General features: G+C 68.4%; 23 protein-coding genes and 1 pseudogene. 4 read left to right on the top strand and 20 right to left on the bottom strand.

The window, feature by feature from the left end; genetic code table 11:
- Positions 1 to 84: 84 nt before the first annotated feature.
- A complete protein-coding gene (locus L2D01_14790) occupies positions 85 to 423 on the bottom strand; it encodes a Rieske (2Fe-2S) protein (protein ID WBQ10133.1) in 339 nt (112 codons plus the stop codon).
- Positions 424 to 433: 10 nt separating this feature from the next.
- Positions 434 to 727, bottom strand: a complete 294-nt coding sequence (locus L2D01_14785; protein WBQ10132.1) for a YciI family protein — start codon at positions 725 to 727, stop codon at positions 434 to 436.
- Positions 728 to 848: 121 nt separating this feature from the next.
- Between L2D01_14785 and L2D01_14780 the strand changes: the two genes are divergently transcribed.
- Both L2D01_14780 and gyrB read left to right on the top strand, forming a co-directional pair.
- On the top strand, positions 849 to 1,481 hold the full coding sequence (locus L2D01_14780; protein ID WBQ10131.1) for a LysE family translocator: 633 nt from the start codon (positions 849 to 851) through the stop codon (positions 1,479 to 1,481).
- A 67-nt stretch (positions 1,482 to 1,548) separates the two neighbouring features.
- On the top strand, positions 1,549 to 3,951 hold the full coding sequence (gene gyrB, locus L2D01_14775; GenBank protein WBQ10130.1) for a DNA topoisomerase (ATP-hydrolyzing) subunit B: 2,403 nt from the start codon (positions 1,549 to 1,551) through the stop codon (positions 3,949 to 3,951).
- A gap of 210 nt (positions 3,952 to 4,161) precedes the next feature.
- On the opposite strand, the gene mnmH is transcribed toward gyrB, so the two are convergent.
- From mnmH to ruvC, 14 genes and pseudogenes are all read right to left on the bottom strand, one after another.
- The gene (mnmH, locus tag L2D01_14770) at positions 4,162 to 5,214 is read right to left on the bottom strand and encodes a tRNA 2-selenouridine(34) synthase MnmH (GenBank protein ID WBQ10129.1); all 1,053 of its coding nucleotides are present in this window, start codon (positions 5,212 to 5,214) and stop codon (positions 4,162 to 4,164) included.
- Positions 5,211 to 6,047 (bottom strand): dihydropteroate synthase, encoded by an 837-nt coding sequence (gene folP, locus L2D01_14765; protein WBQ10128.1) that lies wholly within the window; start codon positions 6,045 to 6,047, stop codon positions 5,211 to 5,213. Before folP ends, mnmH begins: the two co-directional genes overlap by 4 nt.
- A gap of 216 nt (positions 6,048 to 6,263) precedes the next feature.
- Positions 6,264 to 8,063: pseudogene (gene ftsH / locus L2D01_14760) on the bottom strand (ATP-dependent zinc metalloprotease FtsH).
- 80 nt (positions 8,064 to 8,143) lie between these two features.
- The gene (gene tilS / locus L2D01_14755) at positions 8,144 to 9,442 is read right to left on the bottom strand and encodes a tRNA lysidine(34) synthetase TilS (GenBank protein ID WBQ10127.1); all 1,299 of its coding nucleotides are present in this window, start codon (positions 9,440 to 9,442) and stop codon (positions 8,144 to 8,146) included.
- Positions 9,443 to 9,463: 21 nt separating this feature from the next.
- Positions 9,464 to 10,288 carry a tol-pal system protein YbgF gene (ybgF, locus tag L2D01_14750; protein WBQ10126.1) on the bottom strand — a complete coding sequence of 275 codons (825 nt, stop codon included), beginning with the start codon at positions 10,286 to 10,288 and terminating at the stop codon, positions 9,464 to 9,466.
- Between the two features lie 155 nt (positions 10,289 to 10,443).
- The gene (gene pal, locus L2D01_14745; GenBank protein ID WBQ10125.1) at positions 10,444 to 10,965 is read right to left on the bottom strand and encodes a peptidoglycan-associated lipoprotein Pal; all 522 of its coding nucleotides are present in this window, start codon (positions 10,963 to 10,965) and stop codon (positions 10,444 to 10,446) included.
- 123 nt (positions 10,966 to 11,088) lie between these two features.
- Positions 11,089 to 12,450 carry a Tol-Pal system beta propeller repeat protein TolB gene (tolB, locus tag L2D01_14740; GenBank protein WBQ10124.1) on the bottom strand — a complete coding sequence of 454 codons (1,362 nt, stop codon included), beginning with the start codon at positions 12,448 to 12,450 and terminating at the stop codon, positions 11,089 to 11,091.
- 36 nt (positions 12,451 to 12,486) lie between these two features.
- Positions 12,487 to 13,299, bottom strand: coding sequence for a hypothetical protein (locus tag L2D01_14735; protein ID WBQ10123.1), 813 nt, complete (start codon positions 13,297 to 13,299; stop codon positions 12,487 to 12,489).
- Positions 13,300 to 13,308: 9 nt separating this feature from the next.
- Positions 13,309 to 13,746 carry a biopolymer transporter ExbD gene (locus L2D01_14730; GenBank protein WBQ10122.1) on the bottom strand — a complete coding sequence of 146 codons (438 nt, stop codon included), beginning with the start codon at positions 13,744 to 13,746 and terminating at the stop codon, positions 13,309 to 13,311.
- Between the two features lie 3 nt (positions 13,747 to 13,749).
- Positions 13,750 to 14,403 (bottom strand): MotA/TolQ/ExbB proton channel family protein, encoded by a 654-nt coding sequence (locus L2D01_14725; protein ID WBQ10121.1) that lies wholly within the window; start codon positions 14,401 to 14,403, stop codon positions 13,750 to 13,752.
- A gap of 204 nt (positions 14,404 to 14,607) precedes the next feature.
- Complete coding sequence (gene ybgC, locus L2D01_14720) at positions 14,608 to 15,057, bottom strand: tol-pal system-associated acyl-CoA thioesterase (protein ID WBQ10120.1); 450 nt, start codon at positions 15,055 to 15,057, stop codon at positions 14,608 to 14,610.
- Entirely contained in the window at positions 15,054 to 16,085 is a 1,032-nt protein-coding gene (gene ruvB / locus L2D01_14715; protein WBQ10119.1) for a Holliday junction branch migration DNA helicase RuvB, read from the bottom strand. Before ruvB ends, ybgC begins: the two co-directional genes overlap by 4 nt.
- The gene (gene ruvA, locus L2D01_14710; protein ID WBQ10118.1) at positions 16,082 to 16,720 is read right to left on the bottom strand and encodes a Holliday junction branch migration protein RuvA; all 639 of its coding nucleotides are present in this window, start codon (positions 16,718 to 16,720) and stop codon (positions 16,082 to 16,084) included. Before ruvA ends, ruvB begins: the two co-directional genes overlap by 4 nt.
- A complete protein-coding gene (gene ruvC, locus L2D01_14705) occupies positions 16,717 to 17,226 on the bottom strand; it encodes a crossover junction endodeoxyribonuclease RuvC (protein ID WBQ10117.1) in 510 nt (169 codons plus the stop codon). Before ruvC ends, ruvA begins: the two co-directional genes overlap by 4 nt.
- A gap of 142 nt (positions 17,227 to 17,368) precedes the next feature.
- Here ruvC and L2D01_14700 point away from each other — a divergent pair, with 142 nt between their 5' ends.
- Both L2D01_14700 and L2D01_14695 read left to right on the top strand, forming a co-directional pair.
- Positions 17,369 to 17,935 (top strand): twin-arginine translocation signal domain-containing protein, encoded by a 567-nt coding sequence (locus L2D01_14700; protein WBQ10116.1) that lies wholly within the window; start codon positions 17,369 to 17,371, stop codon positions 17,933 to 17,935.
- Positions 17,936 to 17,937: 2 nt separating this feature from the next.
- The gene (locus tag L2D01_14695) at positions 17,938 to 19,113 is read left to right on the top strand and encodes a cupin domain-containing protein (GenBank protein ID WBQ10115.1); all 1,176 of its coding nucleotides are present in this window, start codon (positions 17,938 to 17,940) and stop codon (positions 19,111 to 19,113) included.
- An 87-nt stretch (positions 19,114 to 19,200) separates the two neighbouring features.
- On the opposite strand, the gene mgtE is transcribed toward L2D01_14695, so the two are convergent.
- The 4 genes from mgtE to L2D01_14675 form a co-directional block, all read right to left on the bottom strand.
- Positions 19,201 to 20,535: a magnesium transporter gene (gene mgtE / locus L2D01_14690; GenBank protein ID WBQ10114.1), complete on the bottom strand. Its 1,335-nt coding sequence runs from the start codon at positions 20,533 to 20,535 to the stop codon at positions 19,201 to 19,203.
- Positions 20,536 to 20,571: 36 nt separating this feature from the next.
- Positions 20,572 to 22,572 carry a transketolase gene (gene tkt, locus L2D01_14685; protein ID WBQ10113.1) on the bottom strand — a complete coding sequence of 667 codons (2,001 nt, stop codon included), beginning with the start codon at positions 22,570 to 22,572 and terminating at the stop codon, positions 20,572 to 20,574.
- A gap of 69 nt (positions 22,573 to 22,641) precedes the next feature.
- Positions 22,642 to 24,180: a glucose-6-phosphate isomerase gene (gene pgi, locus L2D01_14680; protein WBQ10112.1), complete on the bottom strand. Its 1,539-nt coding sequence runs from the start codon at positions 24,178 to 24,180 to the stop codon at positions 22,642 to 22,644.
- Between the two features lie 18 nt (positions 24,181 to 24,198).
- Positions 24,199 to 25,146, bottom strand: coding sequence for a metalloregulator ArsR/SmtB family transcription factor (locus L2D01_14675; GenBank protein WBQ10111.1), 948 nt, complete (start codon positions 25,144 to 25,146; stop codon positions 24,199 to 24,201).
- Between the last annotated feature and the right edge of the window lie 4 nt (positions 25,147 to 25,150).

Here is a 25,150-nt window from a genome sequence, read left to right as displayed (position 1 = left end):
GCGTTCTGATTCTATGTCGCCGACTGAACTGCGCCCCGGTCGTTCAAGGCCGGGGCGCTTTTCGTTGTGGCTTGAGCCGCGCCTTCAGGCGGCGATGACCTGACCGTTCTCGACGCGCACCGGGGCCGGGGTCAGCACCGATTTGCCCGCCGGTCCGCCCACGCACGCGCCGGTCTCCAGATCAAAGCTGGCGCCATGGAACGGGCAAACGATGAAACGGCCCTCGCTCACGAGAGTTCGCCCCGATGGAAGGCAGAGCGGGCGGCCCTGATGGGGGCAGACATTCACATAGGCGCGCACGGTATCTCCTGAGCGCACGATCAGGATCGGGACGGCGTCATAATCGGCGGGCGCGCCACCGGGATCGGGGATGGCGTCCAGCGCCTTGAGCACTGTGCCCGGCGCGGGCAGCGTCACACTCACGCCAGCGACCTCACGTCAGGCCCTCGGGCGCTTTCAGCGTCCATTTGAACGGCATCCACACCACGTCGGCGAACAGATCCGCTCTGGCGTAGGGGTCGTCTTTCAGGATGGCGCGCAGCTGCTCGCCGTCCTCGGCTTCCACGATCAGCAGCGAGCCGGCGGGCTGGCCTTCGCCGTCCAGCAGTGGCCCACCCATTTTCACCGGCGAATGCGCGGCGCCCGCCCAGGCCAGATGGGCCGCGCGATGCTCCAGGCGCACGCTCAGCGCGCCAGCTCGATCTGTGCAGGTGACGGCGAACAGCATGGCCAGACCCTCCGTACGGGAACCGATGCCCGCTTGGTTACCGCGCCCGGCTACGCTCTGCCAAGCCCGGGCTGCGGCGGACGCTGGGCAGGGCGCGGCGCCGGCGCTAGCACTCGCGTCCATGACGCTTGCCTCGCTCGCCGCCTTCGCCGGCGCCATCCTCATCCTGTTCTTCACACCGGGGCCGGGCAATCTGGCCATGGTGGCGCGCACGCTGGACGCGGGGTCCGTGCATGGCTGGGTCTATGGCGCGGGCATTATCACCGGCGACATTATCTGGCTGACCGTGGCGGTGTTCGGGCTGGCTGCCGCCGCGGAACTGGCGTCGGGACAGCCCGCCCTGTTTCTGGCGGCGCGCCTGATCGGGGCGGCGATCCTCATCTGGTTCGCCTGGGGGGCCTTGCGCGGATTTCTCAAACCCAAGCCTGCCGGCGCGACCCTGCCGCGCGTGACCGGGGCGGGGCTTGCCGCAACGTATGTGGCGGGCGTGGCCATGCCCATGACCAACCCCAAGCCCATCGTTTTCTATCTGTCTCTGCTGCCAGCCTTTTTCGACCTCAGCCTTGTGGATGCCGTCAGCTATGGCGCCATGGTGGCGATCATGCTGGCCATGTATGCCCTCACGGCGGCGGTGCATGTGGGACTGGCCGAACGGGCGCGCGGCTGGATGGCCTCGCGCGGGGTGAAGCGCTGGGCGGATCTGGTCACGGCGGTGATCCTGGCGGGTGTGGCGGTGCTGCTTCTGGCGGGCTGAAGCCCTCGCGTGCGTGCGCGCGCAAAACCGGTTACCAAAGCGTAGCAAAAGCCTTTAAAAGAAGACCATGTCAGAAAACACGAATCAGGAATACGGCGCAGACTCCATCAAGGTCCTCAAGGGCCTCGACGCGGTGCGCAAACGGCCCGGCATGTATATCGGGGATACCGATGACGGTTCGGGCCTGCATCACATGGTCTATGAGGTGGTGGACAACGCCATCGACGAGGCCCTGGCCGGTCATTGCAGCCAGATCGTTGTGACGCTTCACGCCGACGGCTCGGCCAGCGTCACCGATGACGGGCGCGGCGTGCCGACCCAGATCCACACCGGCGAGGGTGTGTCGGCCGCGCAGGTCATCATGACCCAGCTGCACGCGGGCGGTAAGTTCGACCAGAATTCCTACAAGGTGTCCGGCGGCCTGCACGGCGTGGGCGTCTCGGTGGTCAACGCCCTGTCCGACTGGCTGGACCTGACCATCTGGCGCGAGGGCAAGGAGCACTTCATGCGCTTCCGGCTGGGCGAGCCGGAAAATGGCCAGGACTTGCAGGTCGTGGGCGACGCCAATGGCCGCAAGGGCACGTCCGTGCGCTTTCTGCCCAGCGAGGCGACCTTCTCCGAGATCGTGTTCGACCGTGCCCGCCTGCATCACCGCCTGCGCGAGCTGGCGTTCCTCAATTCCGGCGTACGCATCCTGCTGCGTGACGAGCGCGAGGCCGAGCCGGTCGAGGAAGTGCTGCAATATGATGGCGGCGTGGCCGCTTTCGTGAAGCATCTCGATCGCAACCGCACGCCGCTCTTCCCCGAGCCGGTGCTGATCGCAGGCGAGCGTGACGGCGTCACCGTGGAAGCTGCGCTGCAGTGGAATGACGGCTATCACGAGACCATGCTGTGCTTCACCAACACCATCCCCCAGCGCGATGGCGGCACACACCTGGCTGGTTTCCGCGGCGCCCTGACCCGGGTGATCAACCAGTATGCCGCCACCTCCGGCGCGGCGACCAAAGCCAAGGTGGCGATCACCGGCGATGATGCGCGCGAAGGGCTGACCTGCGTGCTGTCTGTGAAAGTCCCCGACCCGAAATTCTCAAGCCAGACCAAGGACAAGCTGGTCTCCAGCGAAGTGCGCCCCGCCGTTGAGGGCGCGGTGTTCGACACGCTGTCGGAATGGCTCGAAGAGCATCCGGGCGAGGCCAAGGCCATTGTCGCCAAGGTGGTCGAGGCCGCCGCCGCCCGCGAAGCGGCGCGCAAGGCGCGCGAGCTGACAAGGCGCAAGAGCGCGCTCGACATCTCCTCCCTGCCCGGCAAGCTCGCCGATTGTCAGGAAAAGGACCCGGCCAAGTCCGAACTGTTCATCGTGGAGGGTGATTCGGCCGGCGGCTCGGCCAAGCAGGGCCGCAATCGCGAGAACCAGGCCGTGCTGCCCCTGCGCGGCAAAATCCTCAACGTGGAGCGCGCCCGCTTTGACAAGATGCTGGGCTCGGACCAGGTCGGCACGCTGATCACGGCGCTGGGCGCGGGCATTGGCCGCGACCAGCTCGATCTGGACAAGCTGCGCTACCACAAGGTCGTGATCATGACCGACGCCGACGTGGACGGCGCGCATATCCGCACGCTGCTTCTGACCTTCTTCTACCGCCAGATGCCCGAGCTCATCGAGCGCGGCCATCTCTATATCGCCCAGCCGCCGCTCTACAAGGTCGCGCGGGGCAAGTCGGAACGCTACCTCACCGACCAGGCCGAAATGGACGCCTTCCTGATCGAGGAAGGCGCGCAGGACGCCGTGCTCGCGTTCGCCAGCGGCGAAAGCATCACCGGCGCCGATCTCGCCGCCCGGGTGAAAGCCGCCCGCGGCGTGCTCCTGTCGCTGGAGCGTCTGGCCGCGCGCGCGCCCATTTTCGCGCTGGAAGCCGCCGCCCTGTCCGGCGCCCTGTCCACCGAAGCCGAGCCCGACGCCATCGACCGGGCGGCCCGCCGCCTGGCGGCCATGGCCGATGAGGGCGAGGATGGCTGGACCGGCCGGCGCGCGCCCGAAGGCGCCATCGTGTTTGAACGCGAAGTGCGCGGCGTCACCGAGACGCTGATCCTCGATGACCGGGTGCTGGCCAGCCCCGACGCACGGCGCCTGGCCGAGCGGGCGGCGGCGGTGGCCGAGGACTATGACGGCCCGGCCGTGTTCCGCCAGCGCGGCAATGAAACCATCATCCACTCCCCCGCCCAACTGGTCCACGCGGTCCAGGCCTCGGGCGCCAAGGGGCTGAAAATCCAGCGCTACAAGGGTCTGGGCGAGATGAATCCCGGCCAGCTGTGGGAAACCACGCTGGACCCGGATGCGCGCTCCTTCCTCCAGGTCACCATCGAGGAAGCCGACACCGCCGACGAGCTGTTCTCCAAGCTCATGGGCGACGTGGTCGAACCCCGCCGCGACTTCATCCAGGAGTTTGCGCTGGAAGCGGAGGTGGATGCTTAGGGGGGGGCTTTCCTGCCAAGCTGGCAGGTTGGGACGCCTTGCACCTCAGCTGCTTTCCCGGACGGCGTAGCCGATCCGGGATCCATCTCTGATCATCTCCACCGCTGCGCGGGCTGATGGGATTGGTGGATGGGTCCCGGCGCTCCCTGCGGTCGGCCGGGAAGGCAGGATCGGTTTCCTTTCCCTGGATGGAGGCAGGATAATCACCCCCTACCCCCCCATCGCCGCCAACACCGCCCGCGCCAGCGCGTCCAGGTTCTCCCCATCCAGCCTCTGCGCCTCGAACCGCCCGCGCACATGGGGCTCGAACCGTTCGCGCTGGCGGGCGTAGCGCGGGTCGTAGTGCTCTTCCATCAGACTGGCGGCGAGGGCTTCCAGCGCGCCGTCTGCGGCGAGGGTGCGCCATTCACTGATCAGCGCCTTGGCGTGGAAGGGTTGCAGGCGGGAGATGAGATCGTCGAGCCGCGCGGGATCATCGGCGATATCGCCATAGGCGCGGGCGAGATAGGCGGCGCGGGCCTCCAGCGGGGCGCTGATGACGAGGCGCGGCGCATCGGCCATGGCGCTCCACAGGGCGGGGGGCAGGATGCGCGCGCCGATCTTGCTGGATTCGGCTTCCACCAGCACGGGCCGGGCCGGGTCCAGCGCGTCGATGGCGGCGGCGAGCGCGCTTTCAAAGGCTTTCTGGCTCGGCTGGGGCGCGGTGAGGGCGCCGAACAGCGAGCCGCGATGATGGGCGAGGCCCTCCAGATCAATCACCTGCCCGCCCAGCGCCCGCACCCGATCCAGCACCGCTGTCTTGGCCGCGCCGGTATCGCCGTCGATGAGGATCAGCGGCGCCGGGAAGGGCGCGTCATAGACGCGCTGGCGGACGGCGCGGCGATAGCGCTGATACCCGCCGTCGAGCACGCTGACCCGCCAGCCGATCTCCGACAATATGGTCGCGAAGGCGCGCGAGCGCTGGCCGCCGCGCCAGCAATAGACCAGCGGGCGCCAGCCGCCGGGACGGTATGACAACACGTTTTCGATATGGTCCGCCGTATTGCGCGCCACCAGCGCCGCGCCGATCTTGCGCGCCAGGAACGGGTCTTCCTGCACATAAATCGTGCCCACCCGAGCCCGCTCGGCATCGTCCAGCACCGGCAGGCTCAGCGCGCCGGGCATGTGATCTTCGGCAAACTCGCCCGGCGAGCGCACATCGATGATCTCGTCGCAGCCCAGCGCCTTGAACTCGCCGAGGGTCTCCGGCGCCACGCGCGTCACTGGCGTGCATCCAGGATCGCGGCCTGAACGTCCAGCGCCTGGACCGTCTCGCGCACATCATGGACGCGTACCATGGCCACCCCGGCGCGCGCCGCGTGCAGCGCCACCGCCAGCGATCCGCCCAGCCGGTCGGCGGGTTCGGTCGCAGTCGGATCAATGCCGGCGATGAAGCGCTTGCGCGAGGCGCCCACCAGGATGGGCAAGCCCAGCCCGGCGAAATGCTCCAGCGCGCCCAAGAGCGCCAGATTATGCGCCAGCGTCTTGCCGAACCCGATGCCGGGATCGAGCAGGATATGCTCGCGCGCCACGCCGGCCGCCATGGCCGCGCCTGCGCGCTGGCCCAGAAACCGCGCCACATCGGTGACCACATCGTCATAGCGCGGCGCATCCTGCATGGTGCGCGGTTCGCCCTGCATGTGCATGAGGCAGACCGGGCGCCCGAGGCCCGCCGCCATCTCCAGCGCACCGTCCGTGCGAAGCGCGCTGACATCATTCCACAGGGAGGCGCCCGCTCCGATGGCCGCGCCGGCTACGCCGGGCTTGATGGTGTCGATGGAGATCAGGGCGCCCGGCCGCGCGGCGCGGACCGCCTCGATGACGGGCAGGACCCGGTCCATCTCCTCGGTCTCGCTGACGGGCTGCGCGCCGGGCCGTGTGCTCTCGCCGCCAATATCCAGCCAGTCGGCGCCCTGATCCATGAGGGTGAGGGCGTGCTCGCACGCCGCATCCGGGCCCGCAAAGCGCCCGCCATCGGAAAAGCTGTCCGGCGTCACATTGACCACGCCCATCACCAGAGGGCGGGCGGGGGAGCGGGGGGCGAAGGGGGTGATCATGGGTGCGTTTGAAGCGCGATCAGGGCTGTGTGGCAATGAAAAAGGCCCGCGCCGTGCGGGGCGCGGGCCTTGTGCGTTGGACGTCGCCGCGCCTCAGGCGAGGCCGGGCTTGGGTCCCAGACCGCCGGGGGCGGCGACATCGTCCTCGTCATCGGCGACTTCCGGCACCGCGCCCGAGGGCGGCTCGCTGGCGTCGGTTTTGGGCGGCACGGTCGTGTCGCGCACCGGCGGCTCGCCCTTGAGCAGATTGGTGATCTCCGCCCCGGTCAGGGTTTCGTATTCCAGAAGGCCCTGGGCCAGGCGCTCCCAGTCCTCGCGCTTGTCTTCCAGGATCTGCACCGCACGGACATAGGCGTCTTCGATGAGGCGCTTGACCTCTTCCTCGATCACCCGCTTGGTTTCGGCAGACACCGAGAAGCCGCCCGTGTGGCCGGTATAGCCTTCATGGGCTTCGGAATAGTCGATATTGCCGATCTTCTCCGACATGCCCCAGCGCAGCACCATGGCGCGGGCCAGAGCGCTCGCCTGCTGGATATCGCCCGCCGGCCCGTTGGAGACGTGTTCTGCGCCGTATTTCAGAACCTCGGCGGCCTTGCCGGCCATGGTCATGGCCAGCTTCTGCTCGCACTCGTCCTTGTGCCAGTTGAGCCGGTCCATTTCAGGCAGGGACACCACCATGCCCAGCGCGCCGCCGCGCGGGATGATCGTGGCCTTGTAGACAGGATCGCACAGCGGCAGATTCAGGCCGACTATGGCGTGGCCGGCCTCGTGATAGGCGGTCTTTTCCTTCTGGTCGTCGGTGAGCACCATGGAGCGGCGCTCAGGGCCCATCATGACCTTGTCCTTGGCGTCTTCCAGCTCGGCCATGCCCACGACGCGCTTGTTGCGCCGGGCCGCCAGCAGGGCGGCTTCGTTGACCAGATTGGCCAGATCCGCGCCGGAAAAGCCCGGCGTGCCGCGCGCAATGGTCTTGGCGTCCACATCGGCGGCCAGCGGCACTTCGCGCATGTGCACTTTCAGGATTTTCTCCCGGCCCGTCACGTCCGGGTTGGGCACGTGGACCTGGCGGTCGAAACGGCCCGGGCGCAGCAGCGCCTTGTCCAGCACGTCGGCCCGGTTGGTCGCGGCGATGATGATGATGCCTTCATTGGCCTCGAACCCGTCCATCTCCACCAGAAGCTGGTTGAGGGTCTGTTCGCGCTCGTCGTTGCCGCCGCCCATGCCGCCGCCACGCGACCGGCCCACAGCGTCGATCTCGTCGATGAAGATGATGCACGGAGCGTTCTTCTTGGCCTGCTCGAACATGTCGCGCACGCGGCTCGCGCCGACGCCGACAAACATCTCCACAAAGTCCGAGCCTGAAATGCTGAAGAACGGCACGCCAGCCTCGCCCGCGACGGCGCGCGCGATCAGCGTCTTGCCGGTGCCCGGAGGGCCGACCAGCAAAGCGCCCTTGGGAATCTTGCCGCCCAGGCGCTGGAATTTCGAGGGGTCCTTGAGGAATTCCACGACTTCGCGCAGTTCTTCCTTGGCTTCGTCCACGCCGGCCACATCGTCAAACGTGACCCGGCCGGATTTCTCGGTCAGCAGCTTGGCCTTGGATTTGCCGAACCCCATGGCGCCGCGGCCGCCGCCCTGCATCTGGCGCATGAAGAAAATCCACACCGCGATCAGAAGCAGCATCGGGAACCAGCCCAGGATCAGGCCCCAGAAGCCCATGCCGCCGTCACTGGCCGAGCGCGCGGTGATCTCCACATTGGAGGCTCGCAACGCATCGGACACCCGCGCATCGCCCGGGATCACTGTCCGGAACTCGCCGCCATTGGTGGTCTCGCCATTGATCACATCGCCCTGAATGGTCACGGACTGGATCTGGCCGGCTTCAACCTGATCCAGGAAATCGGAATAATTGACCTCGGTAGCGGCAGGCTCGCGCGCCGGGCCCTGCAGCATATTGAACAGAGCCAGAAGCAGGATGAGCAGAACCGCCCAGACGAGAATATTGCGCATGTTCATGACGTTGCTTGTGTCCTTCGCGCGTCGTGTCCGCCAGTCGAGCCGGCTCGGACAGGCTCGGCGGCGAACCGCCTTAAGCTTCAGATATGGGTCTGCACAGGCCCGATCTCCAGTGCGGCGTCTGCGCGCGCCTGTGCGTCTCTTGCATCAAACCACGCCGGGAGCGCGGGCGGAAGCGTCAGACTGCGCTCCCGTTCGCGTAGCAGCCATCGTCCCACGCCCTCAGCGCCCGCCAGAACCGGGCCTGCGGCGGTCTCGGTCAGGATCAATCCCGGGCGCAGAACGCCCGGCGCCGCCGCTTCGCCAAGCCCGGGCCGGCGCGCGCCCAGAAGCTCCAGGCGGATGGGACAGGCCGCTGTCACCTCGTACCGGCCGTCGAACACACCTGTCTCGCCGGGCGCAAGCTGCAGGGGCGCGACACGGGGCGCGCCGTCCGCCCGTCCCGCCGCGCCGGGGTCGCGGCCCATGACGCCCGACGGCGTGAGATGGACGCCTGCCCCGGTCATGGCGCGCTGATTGTCCAGCGCCGCCAGAAAGCGCCGCACCAGTTCCGGTCCGGGCTCCGCCGCGGCGCCGGACACAGCCGTCAGGATGGCCGACACGGCGCGCAGGCGCACAGCGGCGTCCCCGTCTGACAGTGCGCCGGGAGACATCCGGACGCCGCCCCATGGGGTGTCCTCGCAGGCCCGGTCAATCAGGGACGCCGCAGCGGCCCCTCTCTGCGCCGCCAGCGCGAGCGCCGCTTCGCCGACGTCCAGCAGGGCGACCTCTTCTGCTGGGCTGAGCGGGGACTGGCGCACCCTTACCCGCTCATGGCGGCGGTCGGCGTTGGAGGGGTCCTCGATCCAGTCCGCCTTCAGCCGCTGCAGCGCCGTGCGCAAGCCGCTGCGGCGCAGCGCCAGCAGCGGCCGCACGATCGTCAGGTCCCGTCCCTCCGGCCACACCGGCGAGGCGCTGACCGGTCCCATGGCGGCGAGGGTGCGCCCGCCGCCATCGCGCGCCGCGCGCATGCGCAAGGTCTCGATCCGGTCGTCGAGCGTATGGCCCAGGCACAGGACGCGCGCGCCCAGGCGCCGGCAGGCCAGCGCCATCAGCCGGTGACGGGCCATGCGGGCTGCACCCTGACCCGGCCGGGGTGCATCCCAGACGAGAATATGGGGGGTCGCGCCGAGCGCCTGTGCGCGCCGGGCGGCAAGCCCGGCCTCGGCGGCGCTGTCCGGGCGCAGGCGGTGATCGACGATGAGGGCGTGCAGGATGGCATCCGGCCACGCCGCCCGAAGGGCAATCAGCAGCGCGGTGGAATCCCCGCCTCCGGAAAATCCCGCCGCCAGGACAAGCCCGTCCCGGCCCCCGGCCTTGCGCTGAGCATAGCTCGTCACCGGCCTGTCAGCCCCTTGCGGTCAGCAGCCGGTGCGCGACCGTTCCCGCTCGGCGCGGCGGCGCGCATCCTCGCTGGCGTCGGGATACTCGCGCGCGAACGAGCCCAGAAGCTGGCAGGCGCGGCCGGTCTGGCCCAGACCGGCGAAAGAGGCGGCCAGCCGCACCAGCGCATCCGGCGCGCGTTCGCCGCGCTGGTCGGCGCGCAGCGAGGCGATATAGGCGTCGGCGGCGTCCTGCAGATCGCCGTTCACGAAATGGGTTTCACCCAGCCAGTACCAGGCTTCGCTGGCGCGCGGATGGTCGCCGTGCTGGTTGGTGAAGGCCTGGAACCCGTCGCGGGCGCCGGCGAAGTCGCCGTCCAGCAGCCGGGTGCGGGCGCGGGCGAAGACCTGATCCGGGTCGCCCGCGGACCGGGGCGCGGCAGCTTCACCGGCGAGAGAGTTCTGCTCCGGCAGACGCAGCGGCTGGACGGTTTCGGCCCGCACATCGCCGAACGGATCGTCCGGATCAATCTCGTCAGCGCCGAGCACCCCGGCCTCATCGGCGGGCATCGGCGCCGGGGCGCGCTGAAGCTCTTCCAGTGTCTGGCGCAGCTGGCGATTTTCATAGTTGAGCCGCTCGATTTCGCCGGTCAGCACGCGCTGTTCGCGCTCCAGTGCGTCGAGACGCGATAACAACCTCTCCGCCAGCGGATCGCCCGCTTCCGCGCCGGTTTCAAGCTGGGCCAGGCGCGCCTCGAGATTATCGAGCCGCATTTGCAATTCGCGCCGGCTCTGGGCCTCCGCAGGCGCGGCGAGCGCAATGGACAGGAGCACAAAGAGGGCAGGCAGGGCGGCGCGCAGCATGGCGGTCTCCGAATTCGGCAGGGCGGCAGGCGGTCAGGCGCGACAGTGTCCGCGCTGGCGCGGCGAAATCAAGGCGCCGCCGGATCCCGGACAGCACAGCGCCCGCAAGCGGTCGCTTGCGGGCGCGTTGCAGGCGTCGAAAACCGGTGCGGAGCTTAGGAAACCGCGCCGGCCTGGATCACCGTGGTGGCGTTCCGGTTGACCGACCAGCACTGTTCGGTGGACTGGCGGCAGGTCGGCCGCTCCTTGCCATACGAGACGGTCTGGATGCGCGACGGGTCCACGCCCTGGGCGACCAGGAAGTCGCGCGCGGCGTTGGCCCGGCGGGCGCCGAGGGCCAGGTTGTATTCACGCGTGCCGCGCTCGTCGGCATTGCCGGCGATCAGGACGCGGGTGTTCGGGTAGCTGGCCAGCCACGCGGCCTGGCGGCGAAGCGTTTCGCGCGCTTCATTGGTCAGGTCGTGACGGTCATAGCCGTAGAAAACCCGGTCGCCCGCGGTCGCCTCGAAGTGAGCGGTGCTGCCCGGCGTCGGGCCGTCCGGCTCGACGTCGCGGGTGTCAGGCGTGACAATGTCCCGCTCGACCGGGCGCGGGTCGGGGTCGGGTTCAGGACGGCTGGCGCAAGCCGAGGCCAGAAGGCCAAGGGCGGCGACGGCGGCGAAGGTGAGGCGTATCATGTTTGTTATCCCTCTCGAAGCCTGCAGGCCGAGGCAGCAAGGCGCGCGCTTGTATCCGAAATCCGGGCCTGCGCGCAATTCCCCTCGACAACGCCCAAGCCCAAAAACAGTTGCATGCAAACCCTATTCGATCAAGGGCGACCAGGCCGGATCGGACGCCGCGCCCTGGGTGGGCAGGCGGCGCAGGTTGAAGCCGGCCAGATCCACGCTCCAGATGGAATATTGCGTGCCGTCGCGGTCGAAATCGCCCCGGGTGAAAGCCAGAATGCGTCCATTGGGCGCCCAGGTCGGGCTGTCCACGAAATAGCCCTCATAAAGGATGCGTTCGCCGCCAGAGCCATCGGCCCGCACCACGCCCAGCGCGAAGCGCCCGCCCGATTGCTGGCGCACGAAGGCGACCAGATCGCCGCGCGGCGACCAGGCCGGAGCGTAATACTGGCCTTCGCCAAACGTGATCCGGCGCACATTCGCGCCATCGGCGTCCATGACATAGAGCTGGGAGCGGCCAGAGCGGTTGGAGGAGAACACGATCTGCGTACCGTCCGGAGCGGGCGAGGGCGAGACATCGTCGGCGGGGTGGCTGGTGATCTGGCGCAGGATGCGGCTGCGCAGGTCATAGCGGAAGATATGGTGCGAGCCATGACGCTCGGCCGCCACCAGCAACGAGCGCCCGTCCGGCGCGAAGCGCGGCGCCAGGGATTGGCCCCCGGCGCTGATCGACGGCCCGCCGCCTTCAAACAGGGATTCGCGCCGGCCCGTCGCCAGATCGTAGAGATAGCTCATATTGCGCCCGTCTTCGCGCTGGGCGACGAAGGTGATCTGCTGGGCGCCGGGCGAGTAATTGGGCAAAAGCGCCATGAAGGAGCGGTCGGTCAGAAGCGACGGATTGGCCCCGTCCTGATCCATCACCGCCAGCCGGCGCAGGGTCTGGCCGTCCGAGCCGGTGGATTCGGCGACATAGACGATGCGCGAGTCAAAATAGCCCTGCTCGCCGGTCAGGCGCTCATAGACCGCGTCGGAGACCTTGTGCGCAATGCGCCGCCAGTTGTCCGGCGTGGTGGCGAATTGAAGCCCCAGTAATTGCTGCTCGGTGGCGGTGTCCCACAGGCGGAAGGCGATCTGCATGCGGTCTTCACCGTCAATGGTGACGCGCCCGGTGAGCAGGGCCTGGGCGTTGATCACCCGCCAGTCGCCAAAGCGCGGGCGCAGATCGATGTTTTCGATGGTCTCGATGAAGGCGTCTGAATCCACCGGCGTGAACAGGCCCGTATTGCCCAGATTATTATTGATCACCCGCGCGATCTGCGCGCCGGCGTCCGCCGCCCGCCCGTCTGCGCCGATGAAGTCAGGGATCGCCACCGGCATGGGATCGAGGTGGCCGTCCGTGACATCCACCCGCAGCGGGCCCTGGGCGAAGGCGGGTGCACCCAGCAAGGCGAGGGCGGCCAGCAGGGCCGCGAAGCGGGCAAGGAGGGCGATGATCATGAGGCGGCTCCGGACTTGAGGACGGGGAAGCATGCGCTATCGGATACCCTGGGTGTCAACATTGACTTCAAGAAGGCGCCACTGCGAATAGGCTTCAGGCGGCAGGCGATAGGGCTGGCAATCGATAACGGCGCGCACGGCGCGCTCGCCGGCCACCCGCAGGAACGGGTTGGACGAGTTCATTACGCGCGATTCATCGCGCAGGCGCGGCGGGCTCGACAGGGACCCGTCGCGCTCCAGGCGCAGCTCCACCACCACGCGCAGATCCATGTTGGACGGCGCATCGGCATTGGAGCGGGTGCAGCGTGCAATCTGGCTGCGCAGCATGTCCTGCAAAGTGGCGGTCATGGCCGTGCCCTCGCCGGCGCCGCGCCGGGTCTCGCCCTCCTCGGCAGCGCCCGCCCGGCTCTCCTGGCGTGAACGGTCCACAAGGCGCGACAGATCATCCAGATCCAGCCCCCGCTCGGGCTCGGGGTCAGGCTGGCGCGCAGGCGGCTGCACGGGCTCCGGTTCAGGTTCCGGCTCCGGCTCTGGCTGAACAGGCTCGGGTTCAGGCTCCGGCTCCGGCTCGGGCGGCAGCGGCACGGGTTCGGACTGGGTTTCCGGTTCAGGTTGCGCCTCCGGCTCCGGCGCGACCGGTTCGGGTTCCGGCTCCGGTTCAGGCAGGACCGGCTCGGGCTCGGGGCGCGCAGCGCGCACATTGGTCACATCGGCCAGCGTCACCAGCTCGACGGGCAGGATCACCGAGTCCGAGGCATAGCGCGCCGCTTGCGGAAAATAGATGAAGCCCGTCGCCACCAGGGCCACGTGAAGCAAGGCCGACACGATGAATCCGAGGGCCTGGCGCATGGTGCGCTCCTAGTCGCGGACCGGGTCTGTGACGAGCCCGATATTCGGGTAGCCGGACGCCGACACCCGGGCCATCACCCGCACCACCTCGCCATAGGCCACGCCCTGATCGGCGCGGATATAAACGCGCGTCTGCGCGCCCGCGCCCGCGATCGCCCGGAGACGCGGGCCGAGCTCGTCATAGCTCACCGCAGTCTCCATCAGGAAAATCGTGCCGTCGGGCTGGATGGTGATGGTCAGCGGCTCTTCCGACGTGGTCATAGCGCGTGCTTCGGTGTCGGGCAGGTCCACCTCGATGCCCACGGTGAGTAGCGGCGCCGAGATCATGAACACGATCAGCAGCACCAGCATCACGTCCACGAACGGCGTGACGTTGATCTCTGCGTTCGGCTTCCAGCGCCGCCGCCCGGCGCCGGAGCGCCCGCCTGAGTCCATACGCGCGCCCATGCTCTAGCCCTCCCGGCTGGCGAGCGCGGTCAGATCGTCGACAAAGCCTTCGAGCCTGGCGGCGTACTTGCCCAGATTGGAGCTCAGCGCGTTGAAGAAGATCACCGCCGGGATCGCCGCAATCAGGCCGAGCGCTGTAGCGAACAGCGCCTCGGCGATGCCGGGCGCCACCACGGCCAGCGAAGTATTCTCGGCCGTCGCGATCGCGCGGAAGGCGTTCATGATGCCCCACACCGTGCCGAACAGACCGATGAACGGCGCTGACGACCCGATGGAGGCCAGAATGCCCAGGCCCTTTTCCATCCTGGACAATTCGCGGTTAGCTTCCGCCCCGCCGCTCTTGGCCACCGAGAAGCCGTCCCAGTCGCGCAAGGCCGCCGCCAGCACCCGGCCGAACGGCTCCTTGGGATCGCGGGCATAGCGCTTGGCCAGATCATCCAGCGACGCGCCGGACCAGAAATCGTTCTCGAACTTGACCGCGCGGCCGTGGGCGCGATTGAGCTCCATGGCCTTTTCAATGGCGATGGCCCAGGACCAGATCGACATGAAGACCAGAATGCCCATCACGATTTTCACGATGATGTCGGCGCGCATGAACAGGTAGAGAATGGTGAGCTCGCCCTGCGGGCTGGCCAGTTCGACGGCGACGCTTTCCATGATGATCGACCAGACCCCTGTTTGGCGCGCCGGACGCGGCGCGTATTGGCGATGGCGGCGGCGCCCCCCGGCGGCGCCGTCAAGCTGTGTAACCGCGTGCAAGCCGCGCGCCAAGCTGCAGGCTTGCGATTGGCCCGCATGAACGCGTCTGAATGCGGCGATTTAAGGGAAAAAGGCTTAACGCTGCTGCGCTTGGGCGCGGGCTCAGGCGCCTAGCGGCGTGCCGATCAGCCGCGCCAGTGAATCCCGTGTGGCGGCGGGCAGGCGCTTTGGCCGTCCGGCGAGATCGATGCAGGCGGCTTCGACCTGCGCGGTGATGAGGACGGCGCCCTCTTTGAGGATGCGCTGGGAGACCGCCAGCCGGGCGCCGCGGGCTTCAGTGAACCGGGTCTCCACCACCAGCGCGTCATCGATGCGCGCCGGGGCGATATAGTCCACGGTGATGCGCCGCACCGCGAAACCCAGCGGCGTGTCCAGCTCCAGAAGATCGCTATGGGACACCCCGGCGGTGCGCAGGGCGTCGGTGCGGCCGCGCTCCAGAAATTTGAGATAATTGGCGTAATACACCACGCCGGTAAAATCCGTGTCCTCGTAATAGACCCGAACCGGCAGGCGGTGCGCGCCCTCGCGCCACTGGCCGGCGTCCGGGGTCACGGCGCGTCTCCAAACAGATCAGGCCCGGTACGCGGCGGCTCCAGCCCCAGATGGCGCCAGGCGCGTGCGGCGGCGACCCGGCCTCTGGGTGTGCGCTGGATGAAGCCCTGCTGGATCAGGAAGGGTTCGACCACATCCTCCAGCGCATCGCGCGCCTCGGCGCAGGCGGCGGCCAGCGTCTCCACGCCCGCCGGTCCGCCTGCAAAGCTCTCGATCAGCACCCGCAAATAGCGCCGGTCCAGGCTGTCGAGGCCCAGCACATCCACTTCCAGACGCGCCAGCGCCGCGTCGGCCACAGCGCGGTCGATGACCGGTGATCCATCGGATTCGGCAAAGTCACGCACCCGGCGCAGCAGCCGGCCCGCCACGCGCGGCGTGCCGCGCGCGCGCCGGGCGATCTCCATGGCGCCGTCCTGGGTCATGGCCGCGCCCAGCTTGCCGGCGCCGCGCGCCACGATATGGGCGAGCTCTGCGGCGTCATAAAACTCCAGCCGCACCGGCACGCCGAACCGGTCGCGCAGGGGCGTGGCCAAGAGGCCGGCCCGCGTGGTGGCGCCGATCAGGGTGAAGGGCGGCAGGTCGATGCGCACCGTGCGCGCGCTGGGTCCCTCGCCGATCACCAGATCCAGCGCGAAATCCTCCATGGCCGGGTAGAGAATTTCCTCCACAATGGGCTGCAGGCGGTGGATCTCGTCGATGAACAGGACGTCGCGTGGCTCCAGATTGGTCAGGATGGCCGCCAGATCGCCGGCGCGCGCAATCACCGGCCCCGAGGTGGCGCGAAAACCCACGCCCAGCTCGCGCGCGACGATCTGGGCCAGCGTGGTCTTGCCCAGACCCGGCGGGCCGGACAGGAGCACATGGTCCAGCGCCTCGCCGCGCCGGCCGGCGGCGTCGACAAACACTTTGAGATTCGAAATCGCCGCCGTCTGGCCCACGAAATCGCCAAATGACAAAGGCCGCAACGCCTTGTCCCGCCCGTCCCCGGCCTGATCCTCGGGCGAGATGATGCGGTCGGGTTCGCTCATCGCGCCAGCTCCTTCAGAGCAGCTTTGATCAGCGCCCCTTCGCCGGCCTCATCGCCCAGATCGCGCAGGGCCTGGGCGGCGGCGCGGCGGGCGTCGCTTTCGCCATAGCCCAGATTGATCAGGGCCGAGACCGCCGCTTCGCGCGCGGCGCTGGCGGCGGGGGCGGCGGGCGCGGACGGCGCGGTTGAACCGGCAGACGCCGCCAGCGCCGCGCCCCCGCCCAGCGTACGGCCCGCCGGGGGCGCCTTGTCTTTCAGCTCCGCCGCGATGCGCTGGGCGAGCTTGGGGCCGACGCCCTTGGCGCGGGAGAACGCCGAGGTGTCGCCCAGCGCCGCGGCGCTTTCAATCTCGCCCGGCGCAATCGCGTCGAGGATGGCCAGCGCATGGCGCGCGCCCACGCCCTGCACCGATTGCAATCGCACGAACCAGGCCCGCTCGGCATCGGTGAGGAAGGCGAAGAGTTTCAGCGCGTCTTCGCGCACATAGGTCTCCACATGCACGCTCACCGCCGCGCCGGGGCTGAGACGCGAAAGCGTCCGCGCTCCGGCATGGATGAGATAGCCCACCCCGGCCACATCGATGACGGCCTCTTCCTCGCCGACCGCGTCCACCATGCCTTTGAGCTTGCCGATCATGACGCTGCCCTTGCTGAAACCATCCCGGCCGAGCGCCGGTGATGGGCATGACAGATCGCGACGGCCAGCGCGTCGGCGGCGTCGGCTTCGGCTTTGGCGCCGGGCAGGATGATCGACACCATGGCCGCCACCTGGGCCTTGTCCGCCGCGCCGGTGCCCACCACCGCCTTCTTGACCAGGCGCGGCGCGTATTCGGCCACGGTCAGTCCGGCCCGCGCGGGCGCCAGCATGGCCGCGGCGCGCGCTTGCCCGAGTTTCAGGGCGCTTGCCGGATTGACGTGGACGAACTGGTCCTCGACGGCGGCTTCATGGGGACCATGTTCGGCGATCAGGGCGTCCAGCGCGTCGTAGATGGCGCACAGCCGCTGCGCCATGGGCGCGCGCGACGGCGCGCGGATCACACCATAGGCCACAAGGGTCAGCCGCGACCCGGACTGATCAATCAGCCCCCAGCCCGTGGCGTTGAGACCGGGATCGACGCCGAGAATGCGAATCGCTGCGCTCATATCCACAGCATAGCCCGGCTTGTTCACTCCTGCGCGTGCGGTTTCAGACACCAGGGATGGAAGGCGCTCACCGGCAATTTTTTCACTCGCCAGACCGCAAACCGCGCCGTAAAGTCAGCATGTTGCAGCTTGGGGGGCCAGCATGGGAAAGTTCCGACCACTGACGCGGCGCTCGTTTCTGGCGCGCGTTGCCGGCGGCGGTGTTGCGCTCGGCGCAGCCGGACTGACCGGATGCGCCACGGGTCCCTATACGGGCGTCACCGATTCCGATCCCTTTGACGCTGTCGGCCATGGCCGGTCGGGCGGATACAGCGCCGCTCCCGGTTACGGTTCAAGCTGCACCGACGCCGATAGCGGGACGTATGCCGATCCGGGCGGTCAGGGCCGCCGCTGCGGACAGTATGCGCCGGGCTATACCGGCTTCACCGATAACGATAGCGGCGCCTATGCTGATCGCGCCAATTACGGTCACGGACGCGGCTCCGGCGGCGGACGGGCCTGTTCTGACGCTGATAGCGGGCGCTACGCCGATCCGGGCGGGCAGGGCGTGCGCTGCGGCGGGTATGAGCCGGGCTATACCGGCATCACCGATAATGACAGCGGGTCCTATGCCGACCGCGCCAATTATGGCCGGGGCGGATCGCGGTCCTGTTCGGACTCTGATTCCGGCCCCTGGGCCGATCCGGGTGGTCAGGGGCGGCGCTGCTGATCATGGACGCCGCGTCCGGCCCGTTCGGGCTTGCCGGGTTGATCGCGCCGCAGGATGCGGCGGGTTTCCTTGATGCGATCTACGAGCAGCGCGCGCTGCACGTGCCCGGGCGCGATCCGGGCCGGTTCCGCGCCCTGATTTCCACCGCCGACATTGACCGCCGCCTGGCCGACGAGGTGTTTCGCGAGGGCGAGGCCTCCATGGCCCGCGCCGAGCCCAAGCTGGCTGAAAGCGCCTATATCAACCGCCAGGGCGTGCTGGACCGGGGGCAGGCCGCGCGTCTGTTCCAGCAGGGCGCGACCCTGATCCTGCCCCAGCTGCACACCCGCGTGCGCGCGCTGGCCGATCTGTGCCGGGCGCTCGAGGCGGATCTGTCCGCCCATGTGCAGACCAATATCTACCTCACCCCGCCCAACGCCCAGGGGTTCCAGACCCATTATGACAATCATTGCGTGTTCGTCCTCCAGGTGGAGGGCGAGAAACGCTGGCGGCTGTATGACTCGCCGGTGGGCGCGCCCTATCGCGGCGAACGCTTCACCCCGGGCCAGTATGCCGCCGGGGAGCCGAGCCGGGAGCTGATCCTGAAGCCCGGCGACGTGCTCTACGTGCCGCGCGGGCTGATGCATGACGCGGTGAATGAGGGCTCGGAGGGGCCGTCTTTGCACATCACCACCGGCGTGATCACCCGCACCTGGGCGGACTTCCTGCTCGAAGCGGTGTCGGAGGCTGCCCTGCGCCTGCCGGAATTGCGCCGCGCCTTGCCGCCAGGCTTTCACCGCGATGCTGATCCGAAGGCGTTTCACATCCGCTTTTCCAAGGCGCTGCGCCAGGTCGAGGCCGAGGCTGACATCGCCTCGGTGATCGCCCTGTTCGCCGATGAATTCGTAACCAGCCGCACGCCCGACACCAGCGGCGCCCTTGCCGGCGGCGCGGTCAAGGATTCGACGCAAGTGCGCCGGCGTCCGCTGATCGCGCTGCATCTGGCGGAAGACGACGGCCATATCGCGGTCACAGGACCCGGCGGGCCGGTGATGATTGATCTGGCCGCCGGTCCGGCGCTGGAGCGTTTTGTGGCGGGGGAGACTGTCAGCGCCGCCGATTTCGCCCTGCTGGGCGAGGACAAGGCCCGCGACGCCATCGCCCGTCTCCTCGCCTTCGGCCACGCGCAGCGGGTTTAGGTCTGTTCAATAAAAACAATGGCTTGAAGCGTCACAACCTCGCAAATCGAACATGAAATGTTAGATTTGCGAGGATAACAGCCCGGATCAGAACAGAATCGCCGTGGCGATGGAGAAGTAGACCAGTATGCCCATTACGTCGGCGATGGTGGCGATCAGCGGCGCGCTGGCGGTCGCCGGATCGACCTTCAGGCGGCTGAGCAAGAAGGGCAGGCTCATCCCGATCAGGCTGCCGACCAGCACCACGATCACCATAGAGATCGACACCACGAGCGCGATTCCCATGTCGCCGCGCGCATAGCCGATCGGCGCCACAGCCAGCGCCATGGTCCCGCCCAGCATGGCCGCCACCAGCAATTCGCGGCCCAGCAGCACGCCCCAGTCCTTCATCACGACGTCGCCCGTGGCCAGGGCGCGCACCATCAGCGTTGCGCCTTGCGCCCCGGCATTGCCGCCTGAACCGATGATCAGCGGCATGAAAATCACCAGCGTCACATAGGCGGCGATAGTGTCTTCAAACACCGCGATGCCGGCGCCGGAGAACAGATTGGCGAAAACCAGGATGACCAGCCAGACGATGCGCTTGCGGTAGAGGGTGAAGATCGGCGCATCGCGCACGCTTTCCCCGATGGCGCCGGCGGCGGCGAATTTGTGGAAGTCCTCGGTGGCCTCCGCCTCGACCACGTCGATCGCGTCGTCATGGGTGACGATGCCGACCAGCTCTCCGGACTCGTTGATGACCGGGATGGCCAGCACGTCATAGCGCGCGATCTTGCGGGCCACTTCCTCCTGAGGCTCTTCCAGACGCACCACCAGCGCGCCGCGCTCCATCAGGTCGGCGATCGGGGTGTCCGGCGAGGCGAGGATCAGCGCCTGAAGGCGCACCGAACCCAAAAGCTTGCGCTCGTCGTCCACCACATAGGCGCGGTAGATGGTTTCCTTGTCCGGCGCTTCCTTGCGCAGGGAATCGATGGCTTCGCCCGCCGTCAGTTCCAGACCCAGCGTGGCGTAGTCCGAGGTCATGATCGCGCCGGCCGTGCCCTCTTCGTGAGAGGCCAGGCGGCGGATATCTTCACGTTCGGCGCGCGCCAGCCCGGGCATCAGCGCCGCGCGCTGGTCTTCGGTCAGGCGGTTGTAAAGGTCGGCCCGGTCGTCGGAGTTCATCTCGCTGACGATTTCGACCAGCTTGGCGCGCTCCAGGATCAGCGCCAGCGCCTCCTGGGTGTCGCCATAGAGATAGCCGAATATCTCGGTCTGATGATCCAGCGTCTGGGCCATCAGAAGATCGCGCGCCTGTTCCGGCTCCAGCTCGTCCAGCAGCGCCGCCGCATCCACCGGGTGGGCGTCGGCCACGAAGGCGATCAGCGCTTCGGTGTCATTCAGGTCGAGGCCGTCCTCGGCCATGGCTTCGAGCACGCTCATGAGCGATCCGTGTTTGCTGCGGGCGGCGGTATGCGCTTATACCCGCTTGAGGGCCTCAGCCGCCACAGCCTGCGCTGTAATGGCGAAATGATCGTAAAGCGCCTCGGCCGGCGCCGACGCGCCAAAGCCGGTCATGCCGACAAATCCGCCCGCGCGTCCGATCAGCGCGTCCCAGCCCCAGCGTATCCCGGCCTCCACCGCCACGGCGGGCAGAGCCGGATCGACCACGCTGTCGCGATACCCCTTGTCCTGGGCCAGGAAGGTCTCGACGCTGGGCGCGGACACCACGCGGGCGTCCACGCCGCGCTCTTTCAGGAGGCATTGGGCTTCCAGCGCCAGCGCGGTCTCTGTGCCGGTGCCGATCAGGGTTACCTGAGCCGTCCCGTCCGCCTCGCTCAGCACATAGGCGCCGCGCGCGCTGAGATTCTTCGAGCCGTCACCCGTGCGCAAATGCGGCGTCTTCTGGCGTGACAGGATCAGGCAGGTCGGCCCGTCCCGGCGCTCCAGCGCCACACGCCAGGCTTCCGCCGCCTCCACCGCGTCGGCAGGGCGGAACACCGCCAGATTGGGGATGGCGCGCAGGGCGGAGAGATGCTCAACCGGCTGGTGGGTGGGGCCGTCTTCGCCCAGCCCGATGGAATCGTGGGTGAAGACATAGATCACCGGCTGGTTCATCAGCGCCGACAGGCGCACCGCCGGACGGCAATAGTCGGAGAACACCAGGAAGGTCCCGGCATAGGGACGGACCCCACCATGCAGCGCCATGCCGTTCATGGCGGCGGCCATGCCATGCTCGCGCACGCCGTAATGGATGTATTGGCCAGCATAATTGCCGGCGCTGAGCGGGCTTTGCCCCTTCACCAGCGTATTGACCGAACCGGTGAGGTCCGCCGATCCGCCGGTCAGGCCGGGGATTTTGTCCCAGAAGCTTTCAATCGCCTTGCCCGACGCGGCGCGGGTGGCCAGCGCCGGCTTGTCGGTCATGAGTTTGGCGATATGGGCGTCCAGCGCGTCCAGCGCGGCTTTGGGCGTGTCACCGGACAGCTGCGCGTCAAACTCGGCCCGCGACGCGGCTTTCGCATGGCGCGCGGTCCACGCCGCGCGGGCCTGCGCGCCGCGCTCGCCCACCGTCCGCCAGCCGTCATAGACGGCGTCCGGAATATCGAACGCGCCATGGGTCCAGCCCATGGCCTTGCGGGCGCCGGCGATCTCGTCCGCGCCCAGCGGTGAACCGTGGGATCCGGCTGTGCCCGCCTTGGTGGGGGCGCCCTTGCCGATAATGGTCTTGCACGCGATCAGCACCGGATTGTCGCTGGCGCGCGCCTTTGTCAGCGCCGCATCCACCGCCGTCGCGTCATGGCCGTCCACGTGCATCACGGTCCAGCCCGCGCTTTCAAAGCGCGCGCCGTGGTCAGTGGTGTCGGATAGATCGGTGGAGCCATCGATGGAGATGGAGTTGTCGTCCCACAAGACCACCAGGCGGTTCAGCTTCCAGTGACCGGCCAGCGCAATGGCTTCCTGGCTGACGCCTTCCTGCAGATCGCCGTCGGACGCGATGACGAAAGTGTGGTGGTCGACCAGATCATCGCCATAGCGCGCGTTCAGCATACGCTCTGCCAGCGCCATGCCCACGGCGGTGGAGATGCCCTGGCCCAGCGGGCCGGTGGTGGTCTCCACGCCCGGCGTATGGCCGTATTCGGGATGGCCCGGCGTTTTGGAGCCGAGCTGGCGGAAGTTTTTCAGCTCCTCCATCGTCACACCCTCCACCCCGATCAGGTTCAGGATGGAATAGACCAGCATGGAGCCGTGACCGGCTGACAAGACGAACCGGTCCCGGTCCGGCCAGGCCGGATCGGCGGGGTCGAATTTGATGTGGCGCGTCCACAGGACCGCGGCGGCGTCCGCCATCCCCATGGGCATGCCCGGGTGGCCGGATTTGGCGGCTTCCACCGCGTCCATGGCGAGGGCGCGGATGGCGTCGGCCAGCGGCTGGATCGCGGCATTGTCCAGAGGGGGGAGAGCGGGCGTGCGTGTCATGGGCGAGCCTTCGTCAAGAGCCGGTCTTGAGCGCGCTTATAAGCGGATTCGCGCCGAGGAAGCGAACGCCTAGGAGGCGTCCAGCCCCAGACGGCGGGCGAGGTCCAGCGCAACGGGATCGAAGCCGCCCGTGTCGCCGGAAAGCAGGTCACGGGCAAGCGCCTTGCCCAGCTCCACCCCCCACTGGTCAAACGGGTTCAGACCGTAAAGCGTGGCTTCCACTGCGACTTTATGCTCATGCAGAGCGACCAGCGCGCCCAGGCTCTCCGGGCTCAGGCCGGGCAGGAGGATCGTGCTGCTCGCCCGCCCGCCGGCGATGGCCTTGTGAGCGGCCAGTGCGCCCTCGCCGGAGCGTCCGGTGGTCAGCGCCGCGCCCTGGGCGGCCAGATTGGCGTTGAGGGCGCGGGCGCGCGGGTCTTCCATGAAGACCGCGTCCTTGAGGGCGATGAAATCCACCGGCGCCTCGTCCTGACCCTGATGCAGCCACTGAAAGACCGAGTGTTGCAGGTCCGAGCCGCGCCCGCCCCAGACCAGCGCGCCGGAATGGGCCGGGGCGAGGGCTTCGCCGCCGTGCGTCACCGACTTGCCCAGACTTTCCATCTCCAGCTGCTGCAGATAGGCAGGCAGGCGCTCCAGCCGAGAGGAATACGCCGTGACGCAGCGCGAGGGGAGCCTGCGCGCGGCCCGGTTCCACGCGTCCACCAGGCCTTTGGCGATGGCCATATTGGCGCCGGGCGGCGCGTCAATCACATGGTCGTCCATCACCCGTGCGCCGTGCAGCAGGCGCGTATAGACCCGCGAGCCCACCGCCAGCTCGATGGCGATCCCCGCCGGCGACCACAGCGAATAGCGACCGCCCACCCCGTCCTCGAACGGGAAGATGCGCGCCTTGTCCACGCCGAATGCCGCCGCCTTGTCTGGCGCCGCGGTGGCGGCGCACAGGCGCGCATTGGCGCCCGCCTCGCCCAGCCGTGCGGCGAGCCAGTCGCGCGCGGCCTGGCCGTTCATCAGGGTTTCCTGGGTGGTGAAGGATTTCGACACGATGACCACCAGCGTGGTCTCGGCCTCAGCGCCCTCCAGCGCATCGTCCAGATCGGCCGGGTCGAGATTGGACACGAAGCGCGCTTCGACCCCCTCGCGCCGCCAGGCTTTCAGCGCGTCATAGATGAAGCGCGGCCCCAGATCCGACCCGCCAATGCCGATATTGATGATGCGCCGCAAGGGATGACCGTCCATCGCATCAGGCGCTTCAGTCGCATCCGTAAAGGCGGCGGTGCGCGCGCGGGCGTCGCGCAGCCGGTCCGCCAGCGCCTTGTCCGCGAGCCGGTCCGGATTGCGGCAGGCGGCGTGCAAAGACGGGCGGCCTTCCGTGGTGTTGACGATGTCGCCGCGCATCATGGCCGCGAAGGCGTCCGGGATTCGGGCCTCGGCGGCGGCGCCCAGCAGGCCGGCCCAGGCCTCCAGATCGATCCGCTGGCGGCGGGCGTCAAACACCAGTCCGGCGGCCTCCACCACCAGCGCGTCATCGCGGCCCGGCTGCGCGATCAGGCCGCTCATGTCCGCGCTGGCGAGGCGGTCAGCGTGGGCGGTCAGAGTAGCGAGGGTCATGGGCGGCGCTCCAGAATGTCAGTCCTGCCGGTGTTCGGCGGCCCAGATCAGTACGGTCAGCCCGCCCTTGATGCCTTCGGGCTCAAGCGTGACAAGCTGTTTGAGGTCGAGCCCGGCGCCGGTCAACCAGCCGGTGACCTGGGCGGGGGGGAAGCCGAGATGCCGGTGATGATGCTCCACGCGCAGGGCCTCGTGGCGGTGCTCGGCGAAATCCACGATCAGCAACACGCCGCCCGGCGCCAGCACGCGCGCGCATTCGCGCACCGCCTCGCGCGGGTCGGAGAGATAATGCAGCACCTGATGCACCGTGACGAGGTCGGCTGCGCCATCTTCCACCGGCAAGGCCGAGGCGTCCGCCTGGCGCACGAAGCGCGTGCTCAATCCGGCTTCGGACAGCTTGGCGCGCGCCACCGACAGCATTTCGCGCGACAGATCCACGCCCATGCCTTCATCGGCCTGGGCGCTGAACAGCTCCAGCATGCGGCCCGTGCCCGTGCCCACATCCACATGGCTTTTGAAGCGCCGCCCGGCGACCAGCCGCACCAGCTCGGTCTCCACCGCGCCTTCAGAGAAATGCATGGAGCGAATCTGCGCCCATTGCGCGGCGGCGGCCTCGAAAAACCGTTCGGCGCTCTGGGCGCGCAGGCGTTTGAGCTCGCTGAGGCGCTGGCGGTCACGCTGCACCTGGGGGTCGTCAGTATCGGTGAAATCCTCGATCAGCGCGGCCAGCCGCGAGACCGGTCCGGTGCGCACCAGCCGGTAGAACACCCAGCCGCCTTCGGGAAAGCGCTCGCACAATCCCGCGTCCGCGAGCAGCTTCAGGTGGCGCGACACGCGCGGCTGGCTCTGGCCCAGCACCTGGATGATTTCGCTCACCGTCATTTCGCCCTGGGACAGCAGCGACACGATGCGCAGGCGCGAGGGCTCGGCAAGCGCCTTCAGTTTCGCCAGCAGATCAGTCTGCATCCCG

The sequence above is a fragment of the Hyphomonadaceae bacterium ML37 genome (assembly GCA_027627685.1).
In the GTDB taxonomy this organism is placed as follows: domain Bacteria; phylum Pseudomonadota; class Alphaproteobacteria; order Caulobacterales; family Maricaulaceae; genus Oceanicaulis.
This window is presented reverse-complemented; position numbering and strand designations above follow the sequence as displayed.